The organism is Nocardioides conyzicola, assembly GCF_039543825.1.
GTDB lineage: Bacteria > Actinomycetota > Actinomycetes > Propionibacteriales > Nocardioidaceae > Nocardioides > Nocardioides conyzicola.
In genome coordinates this window covers 2,017,912-2,035,760 of sequence record NZ_BAABKM010000002.1, presented here as the reverse complement: position 1 = coordinate 2,035,760, position 17,849 = coordinate 2,017,912, and the positions used below count along the sequence as shown (strand labels likewise).

Here is a 17,849-nt window from a genome sequence, read left to right as displayed (position 1 = left end):
TAGACCCGTTGTGTGACTACGGGATGACGCGGCGGTGAGCGACGACCGCGACCAGCACGCCGGCGGCCAGGGTCCAGACCACGCCCTCGGCCGCGATCCCCGGCGCGAGGGCCACGACCGCGGCGGCGACCGCGAACGGTACGCCGACGCACGCGGCGCGCGGGAGGTCACGGCGTACGACGTGGACGGCGACCGCCAGCAGCGCGTAGCCGGCGTACGCCGTCACGACCAGCCAGCGGACGTGGTCGCTGGGCTCCTCGCCCGGCTCGGCGACCAGGCCACCGAGCACCGCGACGACGGTGGCCAGGGCCATGGTCGCGACCAGGTGCGCGGACCAGGACAGCCGGGGCGCCAGCCCGCGCTCGGGGAGCAGCGCGACTCCGGCGTACCCGTAGCGGACGCCGAGGCCCCAGAGCCCGAAGACCAGGGCGAACGCACCGGCACCCGTGACCGCGAGCGGTCGGTCCCACTCGGTCTCGCTGGCGGCGTCGATGATCTGCACCAGCCCCTCGCCCAGCACGATCAGCACGAAGAGGCCGAGACGCTCGCCCAGCAGAGGGACGTCGGAGTCGGCGGCGCTGATCGTCGCGGGGATCTCGCGGGGGCCGCGCGGACCGCCGCGCTGGGGCGGCGCGTTCTTGCGGCCCGCGAGGATCCGGTCGAGGCGGGCCTGGGTCTTGGTGAGCAGCTCGTCGCGGGTCGTGGTGAGCTGGAGCAGCAGGTCGATGCCCAGCCCCGCCGCCCACAGGGCGTACTGGACGGTGCCGTCGAACCACCAGGACACCACCCACGGGATCACGCCGAAGGTCGCCTGGACCACCGGCAGGTCCACGACCACCGTGCTCCGCTGCCAGGGACGCGCGGCGATCATCCGGCCGACGACGTACGCGATCGCGAACGCCGTGGCGTGCTCGGCGCGGATCTCGGGGATGGCCGCGATCATCACGCCGAGGACGGCCATCCCGAGCAGCATCGTCGAGGTCCGCACGGCCTCGCCCCGGATGTTGGAGTAGAGCGTGAAGCAGGCCCAGATCGTCCAGATGGCCGCGAAGGCGATCACGTAGATCGCGAGGCCGGTGCTGGAGTCGTCGGCCTCGAGGAGGTGGGCGAGCGCGCCGATCCCGGCGACCGCGACCAGGTCGAAGAAGAGCTCCAGCCAGGACGCGTGCCGCTCCTCAGGCACCGGCTCAGCCATCGTCGTCACCGGACCATGATGCCAACGCGGCGAGGAGCCGCTCGGCCTTCCAGTGGGACTCGGCCCACTCGCCGTCGACGTCGGAGCGGACCGTGATCCCGCCGCCGGTGCCGAGCAGGTAGCGGCCGTCGCCGGCGGTCATCAGGCTCCGGATCACCACCCCGAGGTCGGCCCGACCGTCGGCGCTGATCCAGCCGAAGGCCCCGGCGTACGGGCCGCGCGGCGTCTCCTCGACGTCCTCGATCACCTGCATGGTGCGCAGCTTGGGCGCACCGGTCATCGAGCCGGCGGGGAAGAGCGCGCGGAGTGCTTGCACGGTGGTGACCTCCGGGCGGAGTCGCCCGCGGACGGTGCTGACCAGCTGGTGCACGGACTCGTAGGACTCGACGTCCATCAGCGTCGGGACCTCGACCGTGCCGGGCTCGCACACCATCGACAGGTCGTTGCGGAGCAGGTCGACGATCATCAGGTTCTCGGCACGTGTCTTCGGGTCGCTCGCGAGCTGCCGCCTGAGCTCCTCGTCCTCCGCGACCGTGGCGCCGCGGGGCGTGGTGCCCTTGATCGGCTTGGTCTCCAGCGTCCGGTCGGCCCCGACCAGTGCATACCGCTCGGGGCTGGAGCTGAGCAGCCAGGCGCGTGCGCCCGGCACGTCGTGCTGGACGAACCCGGCGTACGGCGCGGGGTTGAGCTCGCGCAGCCGGAGGTACGCCGTCACCGGGTCGAGGTCGCTCTGCGTCGCCATGCGGTAGGTCAGGTTGACCTCGTAGCTGTTGCCGGCGTGGAGCTGCTCCTGGACCTGCTGGAAGGCGGTGGCGTAGGTCGAGGGGGCATCCCAGGGATACCCGGTTGACCGGGTATCCCTGAACTTCTGGGCCTCTGCAGTGCCCGAGAACCTCGTGAAGTGCCCGAGAACCTCGTGGTCGAAGAGCCGTACCTGGCTCGGCCGCATCCACACGGCGTCGGGCAGGCCGGAGCCGTACGACGCGGGCAGGTCCGGCCGGCAGGCGTAGCCGAAGTAGCCGAACCACTGGTCGGTGGGCGACCCGGCGGCCAGCTCCGCCTCGAGCACGACGAAGGGGTCGTCGCCGACCACCTCGGCCCGGCCGTTCGCATGGCGGGTGACCAGCCGCGCGGCAGCGTCGTACGTCAGGGAGACGTCCTCGGGTGCCAGCCAGCCGACGAGCGACCGTCGGCCCGACCACTCGCGGGCGCCGCCGCCGTCGAGCCAGCAGCAGCGCTCGTGCGACGACGCGACCGAGCGGAAGAAGGCGACCGGGTCCGCGTTCACGCCAGCCCCAGGAAGTTCGCGACCAGGCGGGCACCATGCTCGGAGAGGATCGACTCCGGGTGGAACTGCACGCCCTCCAGGGGCAGGGTGCGGTGCCGGACGCCCATCACCACGTCGCCCACGGTCGCGGTCACCTCCAGCGCCGGGGGCACGACGAGCGCCGCCAGCGAGTGGTAGCGCACGGCCGTCAGCGGCGACGGCAGGCCGGCGAAGACGCCCCGACCGTCGTGGTCGACCGCGGCGACCTCGCCGTGCGCGGGCTCGACCCGGCCGACGGTCCCGCCGTACGCCGTCACCAGGCCCTGCATGCCCAGGCAGACGCCCAGCACCGGCCGCGCCGCCCGGCGCAGCACCTCGACGCCGACCGCGAAGTCGGCCGGCTCGGCCGGGTGGCCCGGACCGGGAGAGAGCACGACGTGGGAGTGGGCCAGCACGTCCTCGACGGAGGCCTCGTCGTGCTGGACGACGGTCGGCAGCACGCCGGTCACCGAGGCGACGAGGTGCACGAGGTTCCAGGTGTAGGAGTCGTGGTGGTCGACCACGACCACGTCGGGCTCCGGCATCGTCACGGGCCCAACCTAGTGAGGAGATGGCGGAGGGCCCGATGAAGCTGGGGGGCAGTCTTCACCGGGCCCACGAACGGCACCGCCGTAGGGCGAAGCCTACCGCCCGGCCGTCGGGTTGTCGCCGGGTTCGACCAGAAGGTCACGCACCAGGGTGTGCAGCAGGTCGAAGCCGTGCTCGGTGAGGATCGACTCGGCGTGGAACTGGATCCCTCGGTAGTGCGGACCCCGCACCAGGTGGATGTCACCGGTCTGGACATCGGCCTCGACGACGACGCCGTCGGGGGCACCCTCGGCACCCAGGCGACCGACGAAGGTGTTGTAGAAGCCGACCCGTTCGGTGCGCCCGTCGATGCTCACCGGCGACTGCGTCCCCTGGAAGACGATGTCCTTGTAGGCGAGCGGGATCCCGAGGTGGTGGCACAGCGCTTGGTGCCCCAGGCAGACCGCGAGGAACGGCCGCTCGGCCGCCATCAGCTCGGCGACCGCGGCCCGCAGCTGCGCCATCTTCGGGTCGTCCCCGTCGCGCGGGTCGCCCGGCCCGGGACCGACGATCACGAGGTCGAAGCCGTCGAGCACGCCCGGCGCGTACTCCTCGTGCCGGACCACCTCGCTGGTCATCCCGAAGACGCCGAGCACGTGCCGCAGCATGTTCACGAAGTCGTCCTCGCCGTCGACGATGACGACGGACCTCCCCGCGAGCCGCGGGTCGGGCGCGGCGCCGCCCTGGTCGGTGAGCCAGAACCTCGACAGCCGACGGTTGCGGCTGTTGAGCGCGAGCAGGACGTCCTCGTCGTTGACGAGCTCCGCGACGTCGACGTTCGGCGTCGGCGCGGGCGGCACCAGGCCGAAGGCGCTGAGGATGCCACCGGCCTTGGCATGCGTCTCCGCCACCTCGTACGCCGCGTCGGAGTCGCGCACCAGGGTCGCGCCGGCGGTGACCGTGAGCCGGCCGTCGAGCCCGACGTCGGCCGTGCGGATGACGATCGGGCTGTCCACGACCGGTCCGCCCTCCTCGTCGCGGCCGAGGATGGCCAGCGCGGCGCCGTAGTAGCCGCGGCCGACGGACTCGTACTGCTTGATCAGCCGGCACGCGTTCTCCACCGGTGAGCCGGTGACGGTGGCGGCGTACATCGTGTCGCGCAGGACCTCCCGGGGGTCCCGGTTGGTGCGGCCGGCGAGGAGGTACTCCGTGTGGACGAGCCGGCTCATCGGCTTGAGGAACGGCCCGAGCACCTGGCCGCCCTCGTGGCAGATGTCGCACATCATCTTCAGCTCTTCGTCGACGACCATGAAGAGCTCGTAGATCTCCTTCTCGTCGGCGAGGAAGTCGAGCAGCTGCGGCTTCAGCGCCGGGCCGGCGTCGGCGGGCAGCCGGAAGGTCCCGCTGATCGGGTTCATCCGCACGTCGCCACCGTGGATCGAGACGTGCCGCTCGGGGCTCGCGCCGATCAGGTAGCGGTCGCCGGTGAAGAAGACGTAGGTCCAGTACGACCCGCGCTCGCGCTCGAGCAGGCGCCTGAAGACGGTGAGCGCCGTGGCGGCGCTCCAGTCGGCGACGCTCGCCCGGTAGTGGCGCCCGATGACCAGGTTGGCGCCCTCGCCCTGGCCGATCTCGTCGCGGATGATCGCCTCGACGAGCTTGCCGTACTCCGCGTCGTCGGTCTCGAAGCCGCCACGGTCCGCGAAGTCGACGCCGGTGTCGTCGATGGCGTCGACCACCTCCGCCACCGAGAACTCCAGCTCGGACTCGACGTCGACCACCACGAGCGGGGTGCCGTCGTCGTGGGCCTCGAAGCCGCGCTCCTGCACCTGCCGGAACGGGATCGCCACCAGCCGGTCGGCGATGTGCCCGGCCTCGGGCACGCCCTCGGTCAGCGGTACGTCGAGGATCGAGTCGACGACGCTGCGGCGGCCGCCGACGATCCCGACCGTCGGCCGGTCGCCGGCCCGCGTGGAGCGCCGGATGATCGCCCACGCCTCGTGCCCCTGGATGGCCGCGATGGCTTCCCGGGCAGAGGGTGTCGTCGTCATGGCCGAACTCTAGTTGCGCCCACTCACCCGATGCGAAGCCGGAACTTCCGGTGGACACAGCCGGAGAGGACCACGTTGCCCTGCCGGTGGTGGCGCCGGAGCCGGTCGATCCCCGTGACCCGGACCTTCTCCTTCGCCCACACCTTCGGCACGAACACCCGCAGCGCGCACCGGTCGGCCGTGCGGTCCCGCGTGCCCACGAGGTCGAAGGTGCCGGCGCGGCCGTCGGACCGGAGCCGCTTGATCCTCCCCGGCACGGCGCGGGCGAGCGGGCGGAGGAGCGCCTGGGCGTACGCCGGCGCCGGGCCGGTCGCCCGGGCGCCCGACGGGCAGGAGTAGCGGATCAGGCTGGGCGAGACGGAGTCGGGCAGACCGCCGGGCTGGTGGATGACGTGGGGATCGCCGCACGCCTGCTTCCAGCTCCACCACGCGCCGCCGTACTGGTGGGTGTCGAGCGCGTCGGTGTAGCGGTCGAGCTCGTCGGCGTCGTCCGCCGGGTCGGCGGAGAAGAAGCCCCACTCCCCGACCCACACGGTCACGCCGTACGACGCCGCGGTGGCCCGGGCCGACGCGAAGCCGCTCTCGATCGTGTTCGGCGAGATGCTCTCGGCGTACACGTGGGGAGCGAAGACGATGTTCTCGTCCTGGGTGAACCGCGCTGGCGTCGGGCTCGACCCGACGGCCGACCAGAGCACGCCCGGCTCGAAGAACACGATGTGGTGGAAACCGCCGGCGCGGCGCTCGGCGCGGCGGATCGCCGTGATCGCCCTGCCGTAGAACGCCCCCAGGCCGTCGACGTCCGCGCCGGGGGTGGTGCCGAAGCCGGGCTCGTTGAGCAGGTCGAACCCGGCGACGGCGGGGTTCGTGGCGACGTCACCGGCGAGCCGGGCCCAGGTCCGCACCAGGTGGGTCTGGATGCCGTGCCTGTCGGCGTAGAAGCTCTCCCAGGCGTGCCGCACCGCCGGCGCCAGCTCGCGCTCGCCGTTGCGGCACGTGGTGGCACCGTCGGTGAAAGTGGCCCACTCCGGCGCGCCGTCCCAGCCGTTCGCGGGGCTGGTGCCGTCCGGGCAGGTGACGCCGGGCGGGGTGTCGACGGCGACGCCCCAGGCGTCCTGGTGCATGTCGAGCACCACGTAGAGCCCGTACGACGCCGCCTGCCGCACGGCCCTCTTGATCCGCGCGACGTAGGCCTCGTCGTACGCACCCCGGGTCGGCTCCAACCGCGACCAGCTCACGACCAGCCGCACCGAGCTGAACCCCCCGCCGGGCGATCTCCGCGAAGTCCGACCGGCGCACCGGCACGGTCGTCGCGAAGTCGGGGTTCGCCTGGTAGTACTCCCCGAGCCCGTTGACGTTGACGGCGTTGAGGAGCACCCGCGCGCCGCGCTCGTCGAAGACGCCCGGGTGGGCGCCGGTCGTGGCATGCAGGCGGGGCAGCCGAGCAGGGTCGGCGACGACGGCGGTCGGGAGCGAGGCGACCAGCAGCGCGGTGAGGACGACGACGACGCTCCAGGCTCGGGTCACGTCGCGCATCATGGCGACAGAACCCACCGCCTGCAACCACTCCGCACGCGCGTCGGGCCCCGCGCCCGGACTTAGGTACGATCCGCGGGTCAACGCTCCCCGATCTCAGGACTTCATCATCGCGACGCTCGACGAGACCATCCCGTTCGCCCAGCCGGACGTCGGCGAGTCGGAAGCAGCGGCAGTCAGCGAGGCGATCAGGTCGGGCTGGCTGACGACGGGCACGGTGACGGCCGCGTTCGAGCGCGAGTTCGCCGAGCGCGTGGGCGCGGCCCACGCCGTCGCCCTGAACAGCGCGACGGCCGGGCTCCACCTGGCCCTCGAGGCGGCCGGGATCGGCCCGGGCGACGAGGTCCTCGTGCCCACGTGGACCTTCACCGCCTCCGCCGAGGTGGTCCGCTACCTGGGGGCGGACCCGGTGTTCGTGGACGTCGACCCGACCACCCTCACGCTCGACCTCGACCTCGCCGAGCAGAAGGTCACCTCGCGCACCCGCGGGGTCGTGCCGGTGCACTTCGGTGGCCTGCCCATGGAGCCCGTCTCCCTGGAGACCTTCACCGCGAAGCACGGCCTCGTGACGGTCGAGGACGCCGCGCACGCGTTCCCGGCCGCCCGGGCGGGCCGGACGGTCGGCGGCTCCGCCTCGGCCGCGACGGTCTTCAGCTTCTACGCCACGAAGACGATGACGACCGGCGAGGGCGGCATGCTCACGACGCCGGACGAACGCATCGCGCAGCGCGTCCGCACCATGCGCCTGCACGGGATCGACCGCGACGTCCTCGACCGCTACACGCGGGTCGGGGCGAGCTGGCAGTACGACGTCGTGGCCCCCGGCTTCAAGTACAACATGACCGACATGGCGGCCGCGATGGGTCGCGTCCAGCTCTCCCGGGCCGAGGACATGCGGCAGCGTCGGCAGCAGATCGCCGCCCGCTACGACGAGGCGTTCGCCCAGCTCCCGCTCGAGCTGCCCGCCGCGCCCGACGCCGGCACGACCCACGCCTGGCACCTCTACAGCGTGCGTCTCCTCGACGCCCCCGTGGACCGCGACGCGTTCGTGGCGGCCCTCAGCGCCGTCGGTGTGGCCACGAGCGTCCACTTCATCCCGCTGCACAAGATGAGCTACTGGCGCGAGCGCTACGACCTCCACGACGAGGAGTTCCCGGTGGCCAGCGAGTCGTTCGAGCGGGTGGTCAGCCTGCCCATCTCGTCCGCGCTGACCGACCGCCAGGTCGAGCGCGTGATCGCGGCCGTCCGGTCCTGCCTCGCGGGGACGTGACCGTGCTCAAGCGCATCGTCGACCTCGTGGGCGCAGGGGTGGGAGCGGTCCTGCTCTCCCCGGTGCTGCTGACCGTCGCCGTCCTCGTCCGCGTCCTCGACGGGTCGCCGGTCCTCTTCCGGCAGACACGGGTGGGTCACCACGGCCGCCCCTTCCAGATCCTCAAGTTCCGGACCATGGCGTCCTCCCCGGCACCGAGCCCGCAGGTCACCGTCTCCGGCGACGCGCGGATCACGCGGCTCGGGCGGCAGCTGCGCAGGACCAAGCTGGACGAGCTCCCCCAGCTGTTCAACGTGATCGCCGGTGACATGAGCCTGGTCGGCCCCAGGCCGGAGGTCCCGCAGTACGTCGAGGACTGGCCCGACGAGGCCAGGGCGGTGGTCCTCTCCGTCCGGCCCGGCATCACCGACCCCGCGGCCGTCGAGCTGTTCGACGAGGAGGCGGTCCTGGCCCGCTACCCCGACCCGGTCGAGGCCTACCGCACCATCGTCATGCCCCACAAGCTCGAGATCTACCAGCAGTACGTCGCTTCGCGCTCGCTGACCGGCGACCTGTTGATCATGCTCGCCACCGTCAGAAGGGCCCTCTCGTGACCACCGGACGAGCACTCAAGGTCTGGCTCGTCAACCAGTACGCCATCCCGGAGTCGGCCCCGGGCATCACCCGGCACGCCACGCTCACCCGGCTGATGGAGGAGCGCCAGAACGTCGACACCGTGATCATCTCCGGCCGCGCCCACTACTGGAATCTCGGCGACGCCGGCTACTCGACCGCGAAGAGGTTCCAGACGGTCGACGTCGGCGTGGCGCCCGCGAACGGCGTACGGCGCGTCCTGAACATGGTCGACTTCGCGGTCCGGGTCCTGGTCAAGGCCGCCCGCACGCCGCGTCGCGAGCGCCCCGACGTCGTGCTCGGCTCGAGCCCGCACCTCTTCGGCGCGCTCGCCGCGCTGATCGTGGCGCGCTTCTTCCGGGTGCCCTTCGCCCTGGAGGTCCGCGACCTGTGGCCGCTCTCCCTGGTCGAGCTGATGGGCATGTCGCGCCGTCACCCGCTCGTGCTCCTGATGAGCGGGATCGAGCGCATCCTCTACTCGTCGGCCGACGTCATCTTCCTGGTGCTCCCGGGGAGCGAGGCGCACGTGCGCTCCGTCTGCTCGTCCCCACCGCCGATGGTCCGCGTGCCGAACGGCGTCGACGCCGGGTCGATCGAGGCGCGCGAGCAGGTGGCCCGCGGCGCGACCGGCCCCGTGACGGTGCTGTACGCCGGCGCGCACGGCGTGCCCAACGCCCTCGACACCCTGATCGACGCCTGGGCGCTGGTCGAGCAGGACCCCGAGGCACCACCGATGTCCCTGCGCCTCGTCGGCCAGGGCAAGGAGAAGGCCGCGCTCGACCGGATGGCGCGCTCGCTCGGCCTCACCACCGTCACGTTCGAGGACCCGATCTCGAAGGAGGACATCCCGGCGCTCCTGGAGGAGGCGGACGTCCTCGTGATCACCTGGCGGGACTCTCCTCTGTACCTGAACGGCATCAGCCCCAACAAGCTGTACGACTACATGGCGGCCGCCCGGCCGGTCGTGATCGCCGTCAACACGCCGATCAACGCCGTGCTCGAGAGCGACGGCGGCCTGTCGGTGCCGCCCGAGGACCCCGCGGCGCTCGCCGCGGCTCTCCTGAGCCTGGCCCGCGCCGACCCCGCCGAACGGGAGCGGATGGGGCGCAACGGTCGCGACTACGTCCTCGTCCACCACGACCTCGGCGCGATCGCAGACCGGATGGCGCAGCAGCTCCGGGACGTCTCGACCGCCGGCGGGAAGCGATGACCGGCCTCGGTCCGGCCGGGCCGCGGACCGCTTCGGATACGATGCCGGTCGCCGCCGCGCCGGGACCGACCCGGCTGGTGGGCGGTCACGGTCCAGTGGACGGGGTGACGCCGGTGGCGAGCATCGGAGCGGCAGCGCAGTGACGACGAGAGTGGCTCCATCGGCCGACGTCGACGACCGCGCCGTCATCGGTGAGGGCAGCTCCATCTGGCACCTCGCCCAGGTCCGCGAGCACGCCCGGCTGGGCCGGGACTGCGTAGTGGGCCGAGGCGCGTACATCGGGTCCGGGGTGACGCTGGGCGACAACTGCAAGGTGCAGAACTACGCCCTCGTCTACGAGCCGGCCCGGCTCGGGCACGGCGTCTTCATCGGTCCCGCGGTGGTCCTCACCAACGACACGTATCCCCGCGCCGTCACCCCGGAGGGCGACCTCAAGTCGGCCGACGACTGGGAGGCGGTCGGCGTGACCATCGAGGAAGGGGCCGCGATCGGCGCCCGCGCCGTCTGCGTCGCCCCCGTGACCATCGGGGCCTGGGCCCTGGTCGCCGCCGGGAGCGTGGTCACCAAGGACGTGCCGTCCCACGCCCTGGTCGCGGGGGTGCCGGCCCGCCAGATCGGGTGGGTCGACCGCGAGGGTCGTCCCCTGGTCGCGACCGGGGACGGCCGCTGGGTGAGCTCGTCCGGCACCGACCACTACGTCGTGGTCGACGGTGCGCTGAACCCCGCAGCCAACTGACTTCGACCAAAGGAACCCGCAGTGCCTGAGTTCATCCCGCCGGCCAAGCCGATCATCGGCGACGAGGAGCGCGCCGCCGTCGACCGCGTGATGCGCAGCGGCATGCTCGCGCAGGGCCCCGAGGTCGCGGCGTTCGAGGCCGAGTTCGCCCAGCACTTCGCGCTGGACCGCGCCTGCGTCGCCGTCAACTCGGGCACCTCGGGCCTGCACCTGGGGCTGCTGAGCAGCGGCATCGGTGCCGGCGACGAGGTCATCGTCCCCAGCTTCACGTTCGCGGCCACGGCCAACTCGGTGGCCCTCACCGGGGCCACCCCGGTCTTCGCCGACATCGATCCGGAGACCTTCTGCCTGGACCCGGCGAGCGTCCGGGCCTCCGTGACCGAGCGGACCGCCGGGATCATGCCGGTGCACCTCTACGGCCACCCGGCTGACATGGCCGGCCACCTGGCCGTGGCCGAGGAGCACGGGCTCCGCGTGTTCGAGGACGCGGCCCAGGCGCACGGCGCACGGATCGACGGCCGTCCGGTGGGCACGTTCGGGACGTTCGCCATGTTCTCGCTCTACCCGACCAAGAACATGACCTCGGGCGAGGGCGGGATGGTCTCGGTCGACGGGCCGGACACCGAGCGCCTGATGCGTCTCTACCGCAACCAGGGCATGGAGCGGCAGTACGAGAACGAGGTCGTGGGCTTCAACAACCGGATGACCGACATCCACGCGGCCATCGGCCGCGTCCAGCTCACGAAGGTCGGCGGCTGGACCGCTCAGCGCCGGGCCAACGCGGCCTACCTCGATGCCCACCTGGAAGGCGTGACGACGCCGCCGGTCGCCCCGGGGGTGGAGCACGTCTACCACCAGTACACGATCCGGGTGCCGGAGGACCGCACCGGCTTCGCCACCGCCCTGCGCGAGGAGTACGCCGTGGGCAGCGGCATGTTCTACCCGATCCCCAACCACCGGTTGGCACCGTTCCGGGCCGAGGTGGAGCTGCCGGAGACCGAGCGGGCTGCCGCGGAGTGCCTGTCGCTCCCCGTCCACCCCAGCCTCGGCCGGGACGACCTGGACCGCATCGTGTCGGCCGTCAACGCGCTGGCGAAGGCAGGAGCCTGACATGGCGGCGGCGCTGCGCTTCGGCCTCGTCGGCATCGGGATGATGGGCCGCAACCACGCCCGGGTCCTGCAGTCCACGGACGGCATCGAGCTGGTCGGCGTCGCCGACCCGGCCGGCGACCGCTTCAACCTGGCGGGCTCCGCACCGGTGCTCGGCTCCGTCGCCGAGCTGCTCGCCCTCGGCATCGATGCCGCGGTGGTGGCCACGCCGACGGCGTACCACCTGCCGACCGGCCTCGAGCTCGCGGCAGCCGGCGTCCACACCCTGATCGAGAAGCCGCTCGCGACCGACGAGTCCGAGTGCCTCCAGCTGGTCGACGCCTTCGAGGCCGCCGGCCTCGTCAACGCCGTCGGCCACATCGAGCGCAGCAACCCGGCGCTGCGGGCCCTGCGAGCGCGGCTGGAGGCCGGGGAGCTCGGGGAGATCCACCAGGTCGCCACCCGGCGCCAGGGCCCGTTCCCGAACCGCATCGCGGACGTCGGCGTCGTGAAGGACCTCGCGACCCACGACATCGACCTGACCGCCTGGGTCATCTCGTCGACGTACGCCATGGTGTCGGCCCAGACCGCCCACAAGAGCGGTCGCGAGCACGAGGACCTGATCGCGATCACGGCGCGCTCGGCCAACGGCATCGTGATCAACCACCTCGTCAACTGGCTCTCGCCGCTCAAGGAGCGCACGACGGTGGTGACGGGCGAGAAGGGCACCTTGGTCGCGGACACCCTCCAGGGAGACCTCTACTTCCACGCCAACGGGCTCGTCGAGACCGAGTGGGACCAGGTCGCGTCCTTCCGGGGCGTGACCGAGGGCGACAGCATCCGCTACGCGATCGCCAAGCCCGAGCCGCTCCGGGTCCAGCACGAGAGCTTCCGCGACGCGATCGTCGGACTCTCCAGCGACATCATCACCATGCGCGAGGGGATGGCGACGGTCGCGGTGGCCGACGCCTGCCTCCTCTCCGCCCGGGAGGGGCGCAGCATCGACCTGACCGAGCCACGGACGCCGTAGGTGGCCCTCGCTCGGCTGCACGCGCTCCGCGACGGGATCCGGACCCACCGTCCCGAGCGCACCGCGGCACTACCGGGAACGCTGCGCGGCGGCCTGTGGTTCGTCGTCGTGGCGACCGACTTCTTCCTGCTGTCCAACCCCCTGACCGTGGTGACCACGTTCCGGGAGTCGCTGCACCTGGCCACCGTGGTCACCCTCGTCATGACCGTCGCCACCCTGCCGTGGCTGCGGCTGCCGCGGCCTCCGGTCACGATCCTGGCCCTGCTCGCCTGGGGCACCGTCTCGATGCTCTGGTCGATCGATCCCTCCATCACCGGGCAGCTGGTCCTCCTGTACCTCTGGATCGGGAGCCTCGCCGTCCTCGTGGCGGCCAACGTGGACGTCCGGATCCTCGTCGGGGGCTTCGCCACGGGCGGGCTCGCCGTGATCCTGGTGTCGCTCTACCAGGTGCGCGAGCGGCTGCCCGTGATCGACTACCCGCTCTCGTACAGCGAGTACCTCACCGGCATCGGGCTGCACCGCAACATCCTCTCGTACACGCTGGCGATCGCGATCGCGGCGCTGCTCTGCACCTTCCCCCGCCGCTGGCTCCACCGCGTCTGCTGGATCGTCGCCCTCGTCATCCTGGTCATCGGCATCTACCTCACCGAGTCCGTGACCGGGAAGCTCGGCGTCGTCGCGCTCGCCGCGGTGGCCGTCGGGCTCCTGGCCGTCCGTGCCCGGGACCGCCGCGGACCGCCGTGGAAGACGGCGATCATCGTCCTCGCCGCCACCGTGGCGTGCTACTTCGCGTTCTCCGACTTCGACGCGCTGGCGAGCTCCATGGACCGGGACGGCACCCGGCTCTCCGGCCGGATCCCGTTGTGGCAGGCGGTGCTCCACGTGGCGGACGACCGCCCGTTCACCGGATGGGGATGGGGCGCCGTCTGGCACCACCCCTGGGAGCCCTCACCCCCCAACCGGGTCGCCGACCGGATCTACGCCGACGCCGGCGAGTACGTCTACCACGGCCACAACTCGCTCTTCGACCTCCTGCCGGAGGTCGGGCTCATCGGCGTGCTGCTGGCCGTCGCGGTCTTCGCGGCCGCCGGGACGGTCGCCTGGCGAGCGCTCCGGCGTGACCAGGACCCCGGCCGTCGACTGGCCGCGCGGTTCGTCCTGCTCGCGCTGGCCGCCCAGGTCGTCTACGGATTCACCGAACCGGTGCTCGAGAGCCCGCTCGGGTGGTTCTGCCTGGTCGTCACGGCGACGGTCGCGACGTCGCTGAGACGTGCCGGTCGGCACCGGGCACCCGCTGACAGAAGGCCAGGAGCTCGTCGACGATCGACTCCGGCGGGCCACTGACCGCGATCTCGTCCGTCGACCTCCGCGACACCGCGGGGACAGGCACGTGGGAGACCATCGGGTGCTCGGGGCGTACGTCGCGCGGCTCGCCCTCGCCGAACAGGTCCTCGTGCATCTTCTCGCCCGGGCGCAGGCCGGTGAACTCGATCTTCGCCTTCCCGCCGTCCTGCCGGATCAGCTGGTTGGCCACGTCGAGGATGCGGACCGGCTCGCCCATGTCCAGGACGAGCGCCTCGCCGGCGCTGCCGATGGCGGCGGCCTGGACGACCAGCTGGCACGCCTCCTCGATCGTCATGAAGTAGCGCGTGACGTCCGGATGGGTGACCGTGACCGGGCCGCCCTCGTGGATCTGCTTGGCGAAGGAGGTCAGCACCGAGCCCCGGCTGCCCAGGACGTTGCCGAAGCGCACCGACAAGAAGACGCCCGGGCCGTCGGCGTACCCGGCTGTCAGCATCTCGGCGATCCGCTTCGAGTAGCCCAGCACGCTGCTCGGGTCCGCCGCCTTGTCGGTCGAGATGTTGACGAACCTCTCGACGCCGACCGCCCGCGCGGCCTCGAGCACGTTGGCCGTGCCGCGGATGTTGGTCTTCACGGCCTCGGCCGGGTAGCGCTGGAGCATCGGGAGGTGCTTCAGCGCGGCCGCGTGGAACACCACGTCGGGGCGCGTCGACCGGAAGACGTCGAGCACCGCGGCCTCGTCGCGGATGTCGCAGAGGATCACGTCGTCGCTGTCGAGCAGGGCCCGCCCGCTCAGGGCGAGCTGAACGGCGTGGAGCGCGGACTCGTCCCGGTCGAGCAGGTAGAGCCGCGCCGGGTTGAAGGCGTGGATCTGCTGCACCAGCACGGACCCGATGGACCCGCCAGCGCCGGTCACCAGCACCCGCCGGCCCTCGAGGTAGTGGGCGATCGACGCGAGGTCGGTATCGAGCTGGTGCCGACCCAGGACGTCGGTGAGGTTGATGTCGCGGATGTCGCGGATGCCCACCTCCGACAGCAACCCGGCCGTCGGTGGCAGCACCTTGACGTCCACTCCGGCCGCAGCCGCCCGCTCGCTGACGTCTCGGATGAAGGCCGCGTGCGCCGACGGGATGGCGATCACGACCGTGTCGGCGTCCATCTTCTGGACGACCTCGGCGAGCTGCTTCGTCGTGCCCAGCACCGGCACGCCCCGGATCCGCCGGTGCCGCTTCTGCGGGTCGTCGTCGAGGAAGCCCACCGGCTGCCAATGGCGCTCCGGGTCGTGCAGCATGGACCGGATCAGGTCGTAGCCGCCCTCCCCTGCGCCGACGATGAGCACCCGGGAGCCGTCCGGCGCGTGCACCTCGAACCCGCGCTCGATGAGCCGCTTCCAGGTCGCCCGCCCCCAGGCGGCGATGACGACGAACGCGATGGTCGCGCCGAGCGGAACGCTGCGCGGGATCCAGTGCCCGGCCAGGTTGACCAGGAAGACGAGCACGCCCGTGGGCAGCGCCACGAGGCCGAGCAGGATCATCTCGTCGAGGCTCGCCATCCGGGCCCGGCCCTGGTGGAGCCGGAAGAGCCGCCCGAGCAGGACGAAGACCACCCCGGAGGCCAGGCCGCACAGCACCACCGCGAGCCACGGGACCTGGGACACCCCCAGGAGCCGCAGCAGGGCGGCGGACACGAAGGCGCACACCCAGGCGAGGACGTCGAAGGAGACGATCCAGACCCGGCGATGGAGCCGTACGCGGGTTGCGAGTTCGATCACCGAGAAGTGTTACCCATCCAGTCGGAGTGTCATCTGTGCGAGAGCAGCGGGCAGCGTATCAACCGGGTCGTTCCCGCACTGCCGCGTCGAGGGTCCCAGCGCTGGCGGCCGGCGTCGGCGCGGCTGGCATGATGAACGCTGCTCCGAGACACGCGACGCGTGCCGAGCACGTCCGTTGGAGAGGAAGCGTCTATGCAGATCGCTGTTGTCGGCCTGGGCAAGATCGGGCTGCCCCTGGCGGCCCAGTTCGCCGATGCCGGGCACACGGTCGTGGGGGTCGACGTCAACCGGACGACCGTCGACACCGTCAACCGAGGGGTCGAGCCCTTCCCCGGTGAGGCACACCTCGCCGACTACGTCGCCCGGCTGGTCGGCGACGGCTCGCTCCGCGCGACCACCGACTACGCGGACGCCGTCCCCGGGGCGGACGCGGTCGTGGTCGTCGTACCGCTCTTCGTGGACGGTGACGGCAACCCCGACTTCGGCATCATGGACGGGGCCACCGCCTCCATCGCGGCCCACCTGACCCGCGGCACCCTGGTGAGCTACGAGACCACGCTCCCGGTCGGGACGACGCGCGGCCGCTGGAAGCCGGCGCTCGAGGCCGGGTCCGGTCTCGAGGAGGGCACGGACTTCCACGTGGTCTTCTCGCCCGAGCGGGTGCTGACGGGCCGGGTGTTCGAGGACCTCCGCAAGTACCCCAAGCTCATCGGCGCCCTCTCCGCGGACGGTGCCCGGGCGGCCCGGGAGTTCTACGAGCAGGTGCTCACCTTCGACGACCGGGCCGACCTCCCGCGTCCCAACGGCGTGTGGGACCTGGGCGTGGCCGAGGCCGCCGAGCTGGCCAAGCTGGCGGAGACGACCTACCGCGACGTCAACATCGGGCTCGCGAACCAGTTCGCCCGGTTCTCGGCGGACGTCGGCGTGGACGTGCACCAGGTCATCGAGGCCTGCAACTCCCAGCCGTTCAGCCACCTCCACCGGCCGGGCATCTCGGTCGGCGGCCACTGCATCCCGGTCTACCCGAAGCTCTACCTCAGCACCGACCCGTCGGCGACGGTGGTCTCGGCCGCCCGGGCGGCCAACGAGGGCATGCCGTCGTACGCCGTCGACCTGCTCGAGCAGATCGCCGGCCCGGTGGCCGGCAAGAAGGTCGCCGTCCTCGGGGCGAGCTACCGCCCGGGGGTCAAGGAGACCGCCTTCAGCGGCGTCTTCCCGCTGACCGCCGAGCTCACCGCCCGCGGTGCGACCAGCGTCGTCCACGACCCGTGGTACGACGACGCCGAGCTGACCTCGCTCGGGCTGGCGCCGCACCACCTGGGTGAGCCGGTGGACGCCGTCATCCTGCACACGGAGCACCCCGAGTACGCGACGACCGGCACGACCGACTTCCCCGGGGTCACCGGGGTGGTCGACGGCCGAGGAGTCCTGGACCCGGCCCGCTTCGCCGGCGTCCCGTTCGTCCGGCTCGGCCAGGCACCCGTGGAGCAGCTCGCGGCAGGACGCGTGCGATGAGCAACGCGGACGACGTCCAGGCCCAGTACGCGCGCCGGAAGGACGCCGTCCCGGCGGACCGGTACGCCGTCACCAACAACGACGTGTTCTGGGGGATCCAGGAGAACGACGCGGTCACCCGGACGATGCTCATCGAGGCGGGGTTCCGCCCGTTCACCGAGCTGCGCGTTCTCGAGGTCGGCTGCGGCACGGGCGACAACCTGCTCCGGTTCCTCCGGTGGGGCTTCCTGCCCGAGAACCTGGTGGGCAACGAGCTCCTGGCGGATCGGGTCGAGAGCGCCCGCGCCCGGCTCCCCGCGGCACTCGCGATCCATGCGGGCGACGCCGCCCGGCTCTCGTTCGAGCAGCCCTTCGACATCGTGTACCAGTCGACCGTCTTCTCCTCGGTCCTGGACGCCGACGCCCAGCAGGCGCTGGCCCGGCAGATGTGGAGCCTCGTCCGCCCCGGCGGCGCGGTGCTGAGCTACGACTTCTCCTTCGACAACCCCGCCAACCCGGACGTCCGCAAGGTCACCCTGTCCCGCCTGAAGGAGCTGTTCCCCGACGGCGAGCTGCGGTCGCGACGTACGACGCTCGCACCGCCCATCGCCCGCCGGGTCTCGCGGCACCCGCTCGTGTTCCGCGCCCTGCGGGCGGTGCCGCTCCTGCGGACCCACCGCATCGTCCTGATCTCGAAGCCGGGCTGAGCCCGACCGCACCGG

The 17,849-nt window shown here is 72.1% G+C and carries 15 protein-coding genes; 9 read left to right on the top strand and 6 right to left on the bottom strand.

The window, feature by feature from the left end:
* Positions 1 to 16: 16 nt before the first annotated feature.
* From ABEA34_RS12905 to ABEA34_RS12885, 5 genes are all read right to left on the bottom strand, one after another.
* Complete coding sequence (locus ABEA34_RS12905) at positions 17 to 1,195, bottom strand: low temperature requirement protein A (protein WP_345522788.1); 1,179 nt, start codon at positions 1,193 to 1,195, stop codon at positions 17 to 19.
* Positions 1,188 to 2,483, bottom strand: a complete 1,296-nt coding sequence (locus ABEA34_RS12900; protein WP_345521700.1) for an anthranilate synthase component I family protein — start codon at positions 2,481 to 2,483, stop codon at positions 1,188 to 1,190. Before ABEA34_RS12900 ends, ABEA34_RS12905 begins: the two co-directional genes overlap by 8 nt.
* Positions 2,480 to 3,046 (bottom strand): anthranilate synthase component II, encoded by a 567-nt coding sequence (locus ABEA34_RS12895; RefSeq protein WP_345522787.1) that lies wholly within the window; start codon positions 3,044 to 3,046, stop codon positions 2,480 to 2,482. The genes ABEA34_RS12900 and ABEA34_RS12895 overlap by 4 nt, the downstream gene beginning before the upstream one ends.
* A 99-nt stretch (positions 3,047 to 3,145) precedes the next feature.
* Positions 3,146 to 5,080, bottom strand: a complete 1,935-nt coding sequence (locus tag ABEA34_RS12890; RefSeq protein WP_345521699.1) for an anthranilate synthase family protein — start codon at positions 5,078 to 5,080, stop codon at positions 3,146 to 3,148.
* Positions 5,081 to 5,103: 23 nt separating this feature from the next.
* Positions 5,104 to 6,327: a glycoside hydrolase family 5 protein gene (locus ABEA34_RS12885; RefSeq protein ID WP_345521698.1), complete on the bottom strand. Its 1,224-nt coding sequence runs from the start codon at positions 6,325 to 6,327 to the stop codon at positions 5,104 to 5,106.
* A gap of 287 nt (positions 6,328 to 6,614) precedes the next feature.
* Between ABEA34_RS12885 and ABEA34_RS12880 the strand changes: the two genes are divergently transcribed.
* The 7 genes from ABEA34_RS12880 (at position 6,615) to ABEA34_RS12850 (ending at position 13,904) form a co-directional block, all read left to right on the top strand.
* Positions 6,615 to 7,883: a DegT/DnrJ/EryC1/StrS family aminotransferase gene (locus ABEA34_RS12880; RefSeq protein ID WP_345521697.1), complete on the top strand. Its 1,269-nt coding sequence runs from the start codon at positions 6,615 to 6,617 to the stop codon at positions 7,881 to 7,883.
* Positions 7,880 to 8,476: a sugar transferase gene (locus ABEA34_RS12875; protein WP_345521696.1), complete on the top strand. Its 597-nt coding sequence runs from the start codon at positions 7,880 to 7,882 to the stop codon at positions 8,474 to 8,476. The genes ABEA34_RS12880 and ABEA34_RS12875 overlap by 4 nt, the downstream gene beginning before the upstream one ends.
* The gene (locus ABEA34_RS12870; protein ID WP_345521695.1) at positions 8,473 to 9,705 is read left to right on the top strand and encodes a glycosyltransferase family 4 protein; all 1,233 of its coding nucleotides are present in this window, start codon (positions 8,473 to 8,475) and stop codon (positions 9,703 to 9,705) included. Before ABEA34_RS12875 ends, ABEA34_RS12870 begins: the two co-directional genes overlap by 4 nt.
* Positions 9,706 to 9,844: 139 nt before the next feature.
* Positions 9,845 to 10,441 (top strand): acyltransferase, encoded by a 597-nt coding sequence (locus ABEA34_RS12865; RefSeq protein WP_345521694.1) that lies wholly within the window; start codon positions 9,845 to 9,847, stop codon positions 10,439 to 10,441.
* Positions 10,442 to 10,462: 21 nt separating this feature from the next.
* Positions 10,463 to 11,551, top strand: a complete 1,089-nt coding sequence (locus tag ABEA34_RS12860; protein WP_345521693.1) for a DegT/DnrJ/EryC1/StrS family aminotransferase — start codon at positions 10,463 to 10,465, stop codon at positions 11,549 to 11,551.
* Between the two features lies 1 nt (position 11,552).
* Positions 11,553 to 12,560 (top strand): Gfo/Idh/MocA family protein, encoded by a 1,008-nt coding sequence (locus ABEA34_RS12855; RefSeq protein WP_345521692.1) that lies wholly within the window; start codon positions 11,553 to 11,555, stop codon positions 12,558 to 12,560.
* Positions 12,561 to 13,904, top strand: coding sequence for an O-antigen ligase family protein (locus tag ABEA34_RS12850; RefSeq protein ID WP_345521691.1), 1,344 nt, complete (start codon positions 12,561 to 12,563; stop codon positions 13,902 to 13,904). It abuts the gene before it with no gap.
* Here the strand turns inward: ABEA34_RS12850 and ABEA34_RS12845 are convergent.
* Positions 13,801 to 15,633: a polysaccharide biosynthesis protein gene (locus ABEA34_RS12845; protein WP_345521690.1), complete on the bottom strand. Its 1,833-nt coding sequence runs from the start codon at positions 15,631 to 15,633 to the stop codon at positions 13,801 to 13,803. The genes ABEA34_RS12850 and ABEA34_RS12845 overlap by 104 nt on opposite strands.
* Positions 15,634 to 15,825: 192 nt before the next feature.
* Here ABEA34_RS12845 and ABEA34_RS12840 point away from each other — a divergent pair, with 192 nt between their 5' ends.
* Positions 15,826 to 17,148: a nucleotide sugar dehydrogenase gene (locus ABEA34_RS12840; RefSeq protein ID WP_345521689.1), complete on the top strand. Its 1,323-nt coding sequence runs from the start codon at positions 15,826 to 15,828 to the stop codon at positions 17,146 to 17,148.
* On the top strand, positions 17,145 to 17,834 hold the full coding sequence (locus ABEA34_RS12835) for a class I SAM-dependent methyltransferase (RefSeq protein WP_345521688.1): 690 nt from the start codon (positions 17,145 to 17,147) through the stop codon (positions 17,832 to 17,834). Before ABEA34_RS12840 ends, ABEA34_RS12835 begins: the two co-directional genes overlap by 4 nt.
* Positions 17,835 to 17,849: the final 15 nt, after the last annotated feature.

Bases quoted from the DNA above. Each gene is read 5' to 3' on its own strand.
- ABEA34_RS12905 (WP_345522788.1), bottom strand. From the start codon at position 1,195: ATGGCTGAGCCGGTGCCTGAGGAGCGGCACGCGTCCTGGCTGGAGCTC.
- ABEA34_RS12895 (WP_345522787.1), bottom strand. From the start codon at position 3,046: ATGCCGGAGCCCGACGTGGTCGTGGTCGACCACCACGACTCCTACACC.
- ABEA34_RS12890 (WP_345521699.1), bottom strand. From the start codon at position 5,080: ATGACGACGACACCCTCTGCCCGGGAAGCCATCGCGGCCATCCAGGGG.
- ABEA34_RS12880 (WP_345521697.1), top strand. From the start codon at position 6,615: ATGGCGACAGAACCCACCGCCTGCAACCACTCCGCACGCGCGTCGGGC.
- ABEA34_RS12855 (WP_345521692.1), top strand. From the start codon at position 11,553: ATGGCGGCGGCGCTGCGCTTCGGCCTCGTCGGCATCGGGATGATGGGC.
- ABEA34_RS12840 (WP_345521689.1), top strand. From the start codon at position 15,826: ATGCAGATCGCTGTTGTCGGCCTGGGCAAGATCGGGCTGCCCCTGGCG.
- ABEA34_RS12835 (WP_345521688.1), top strand. From the start codon at position 17,145: ATGAGCAACGCGGACGACGTCCAGGCCCAGTACGCGCGCCGGAAGGAC.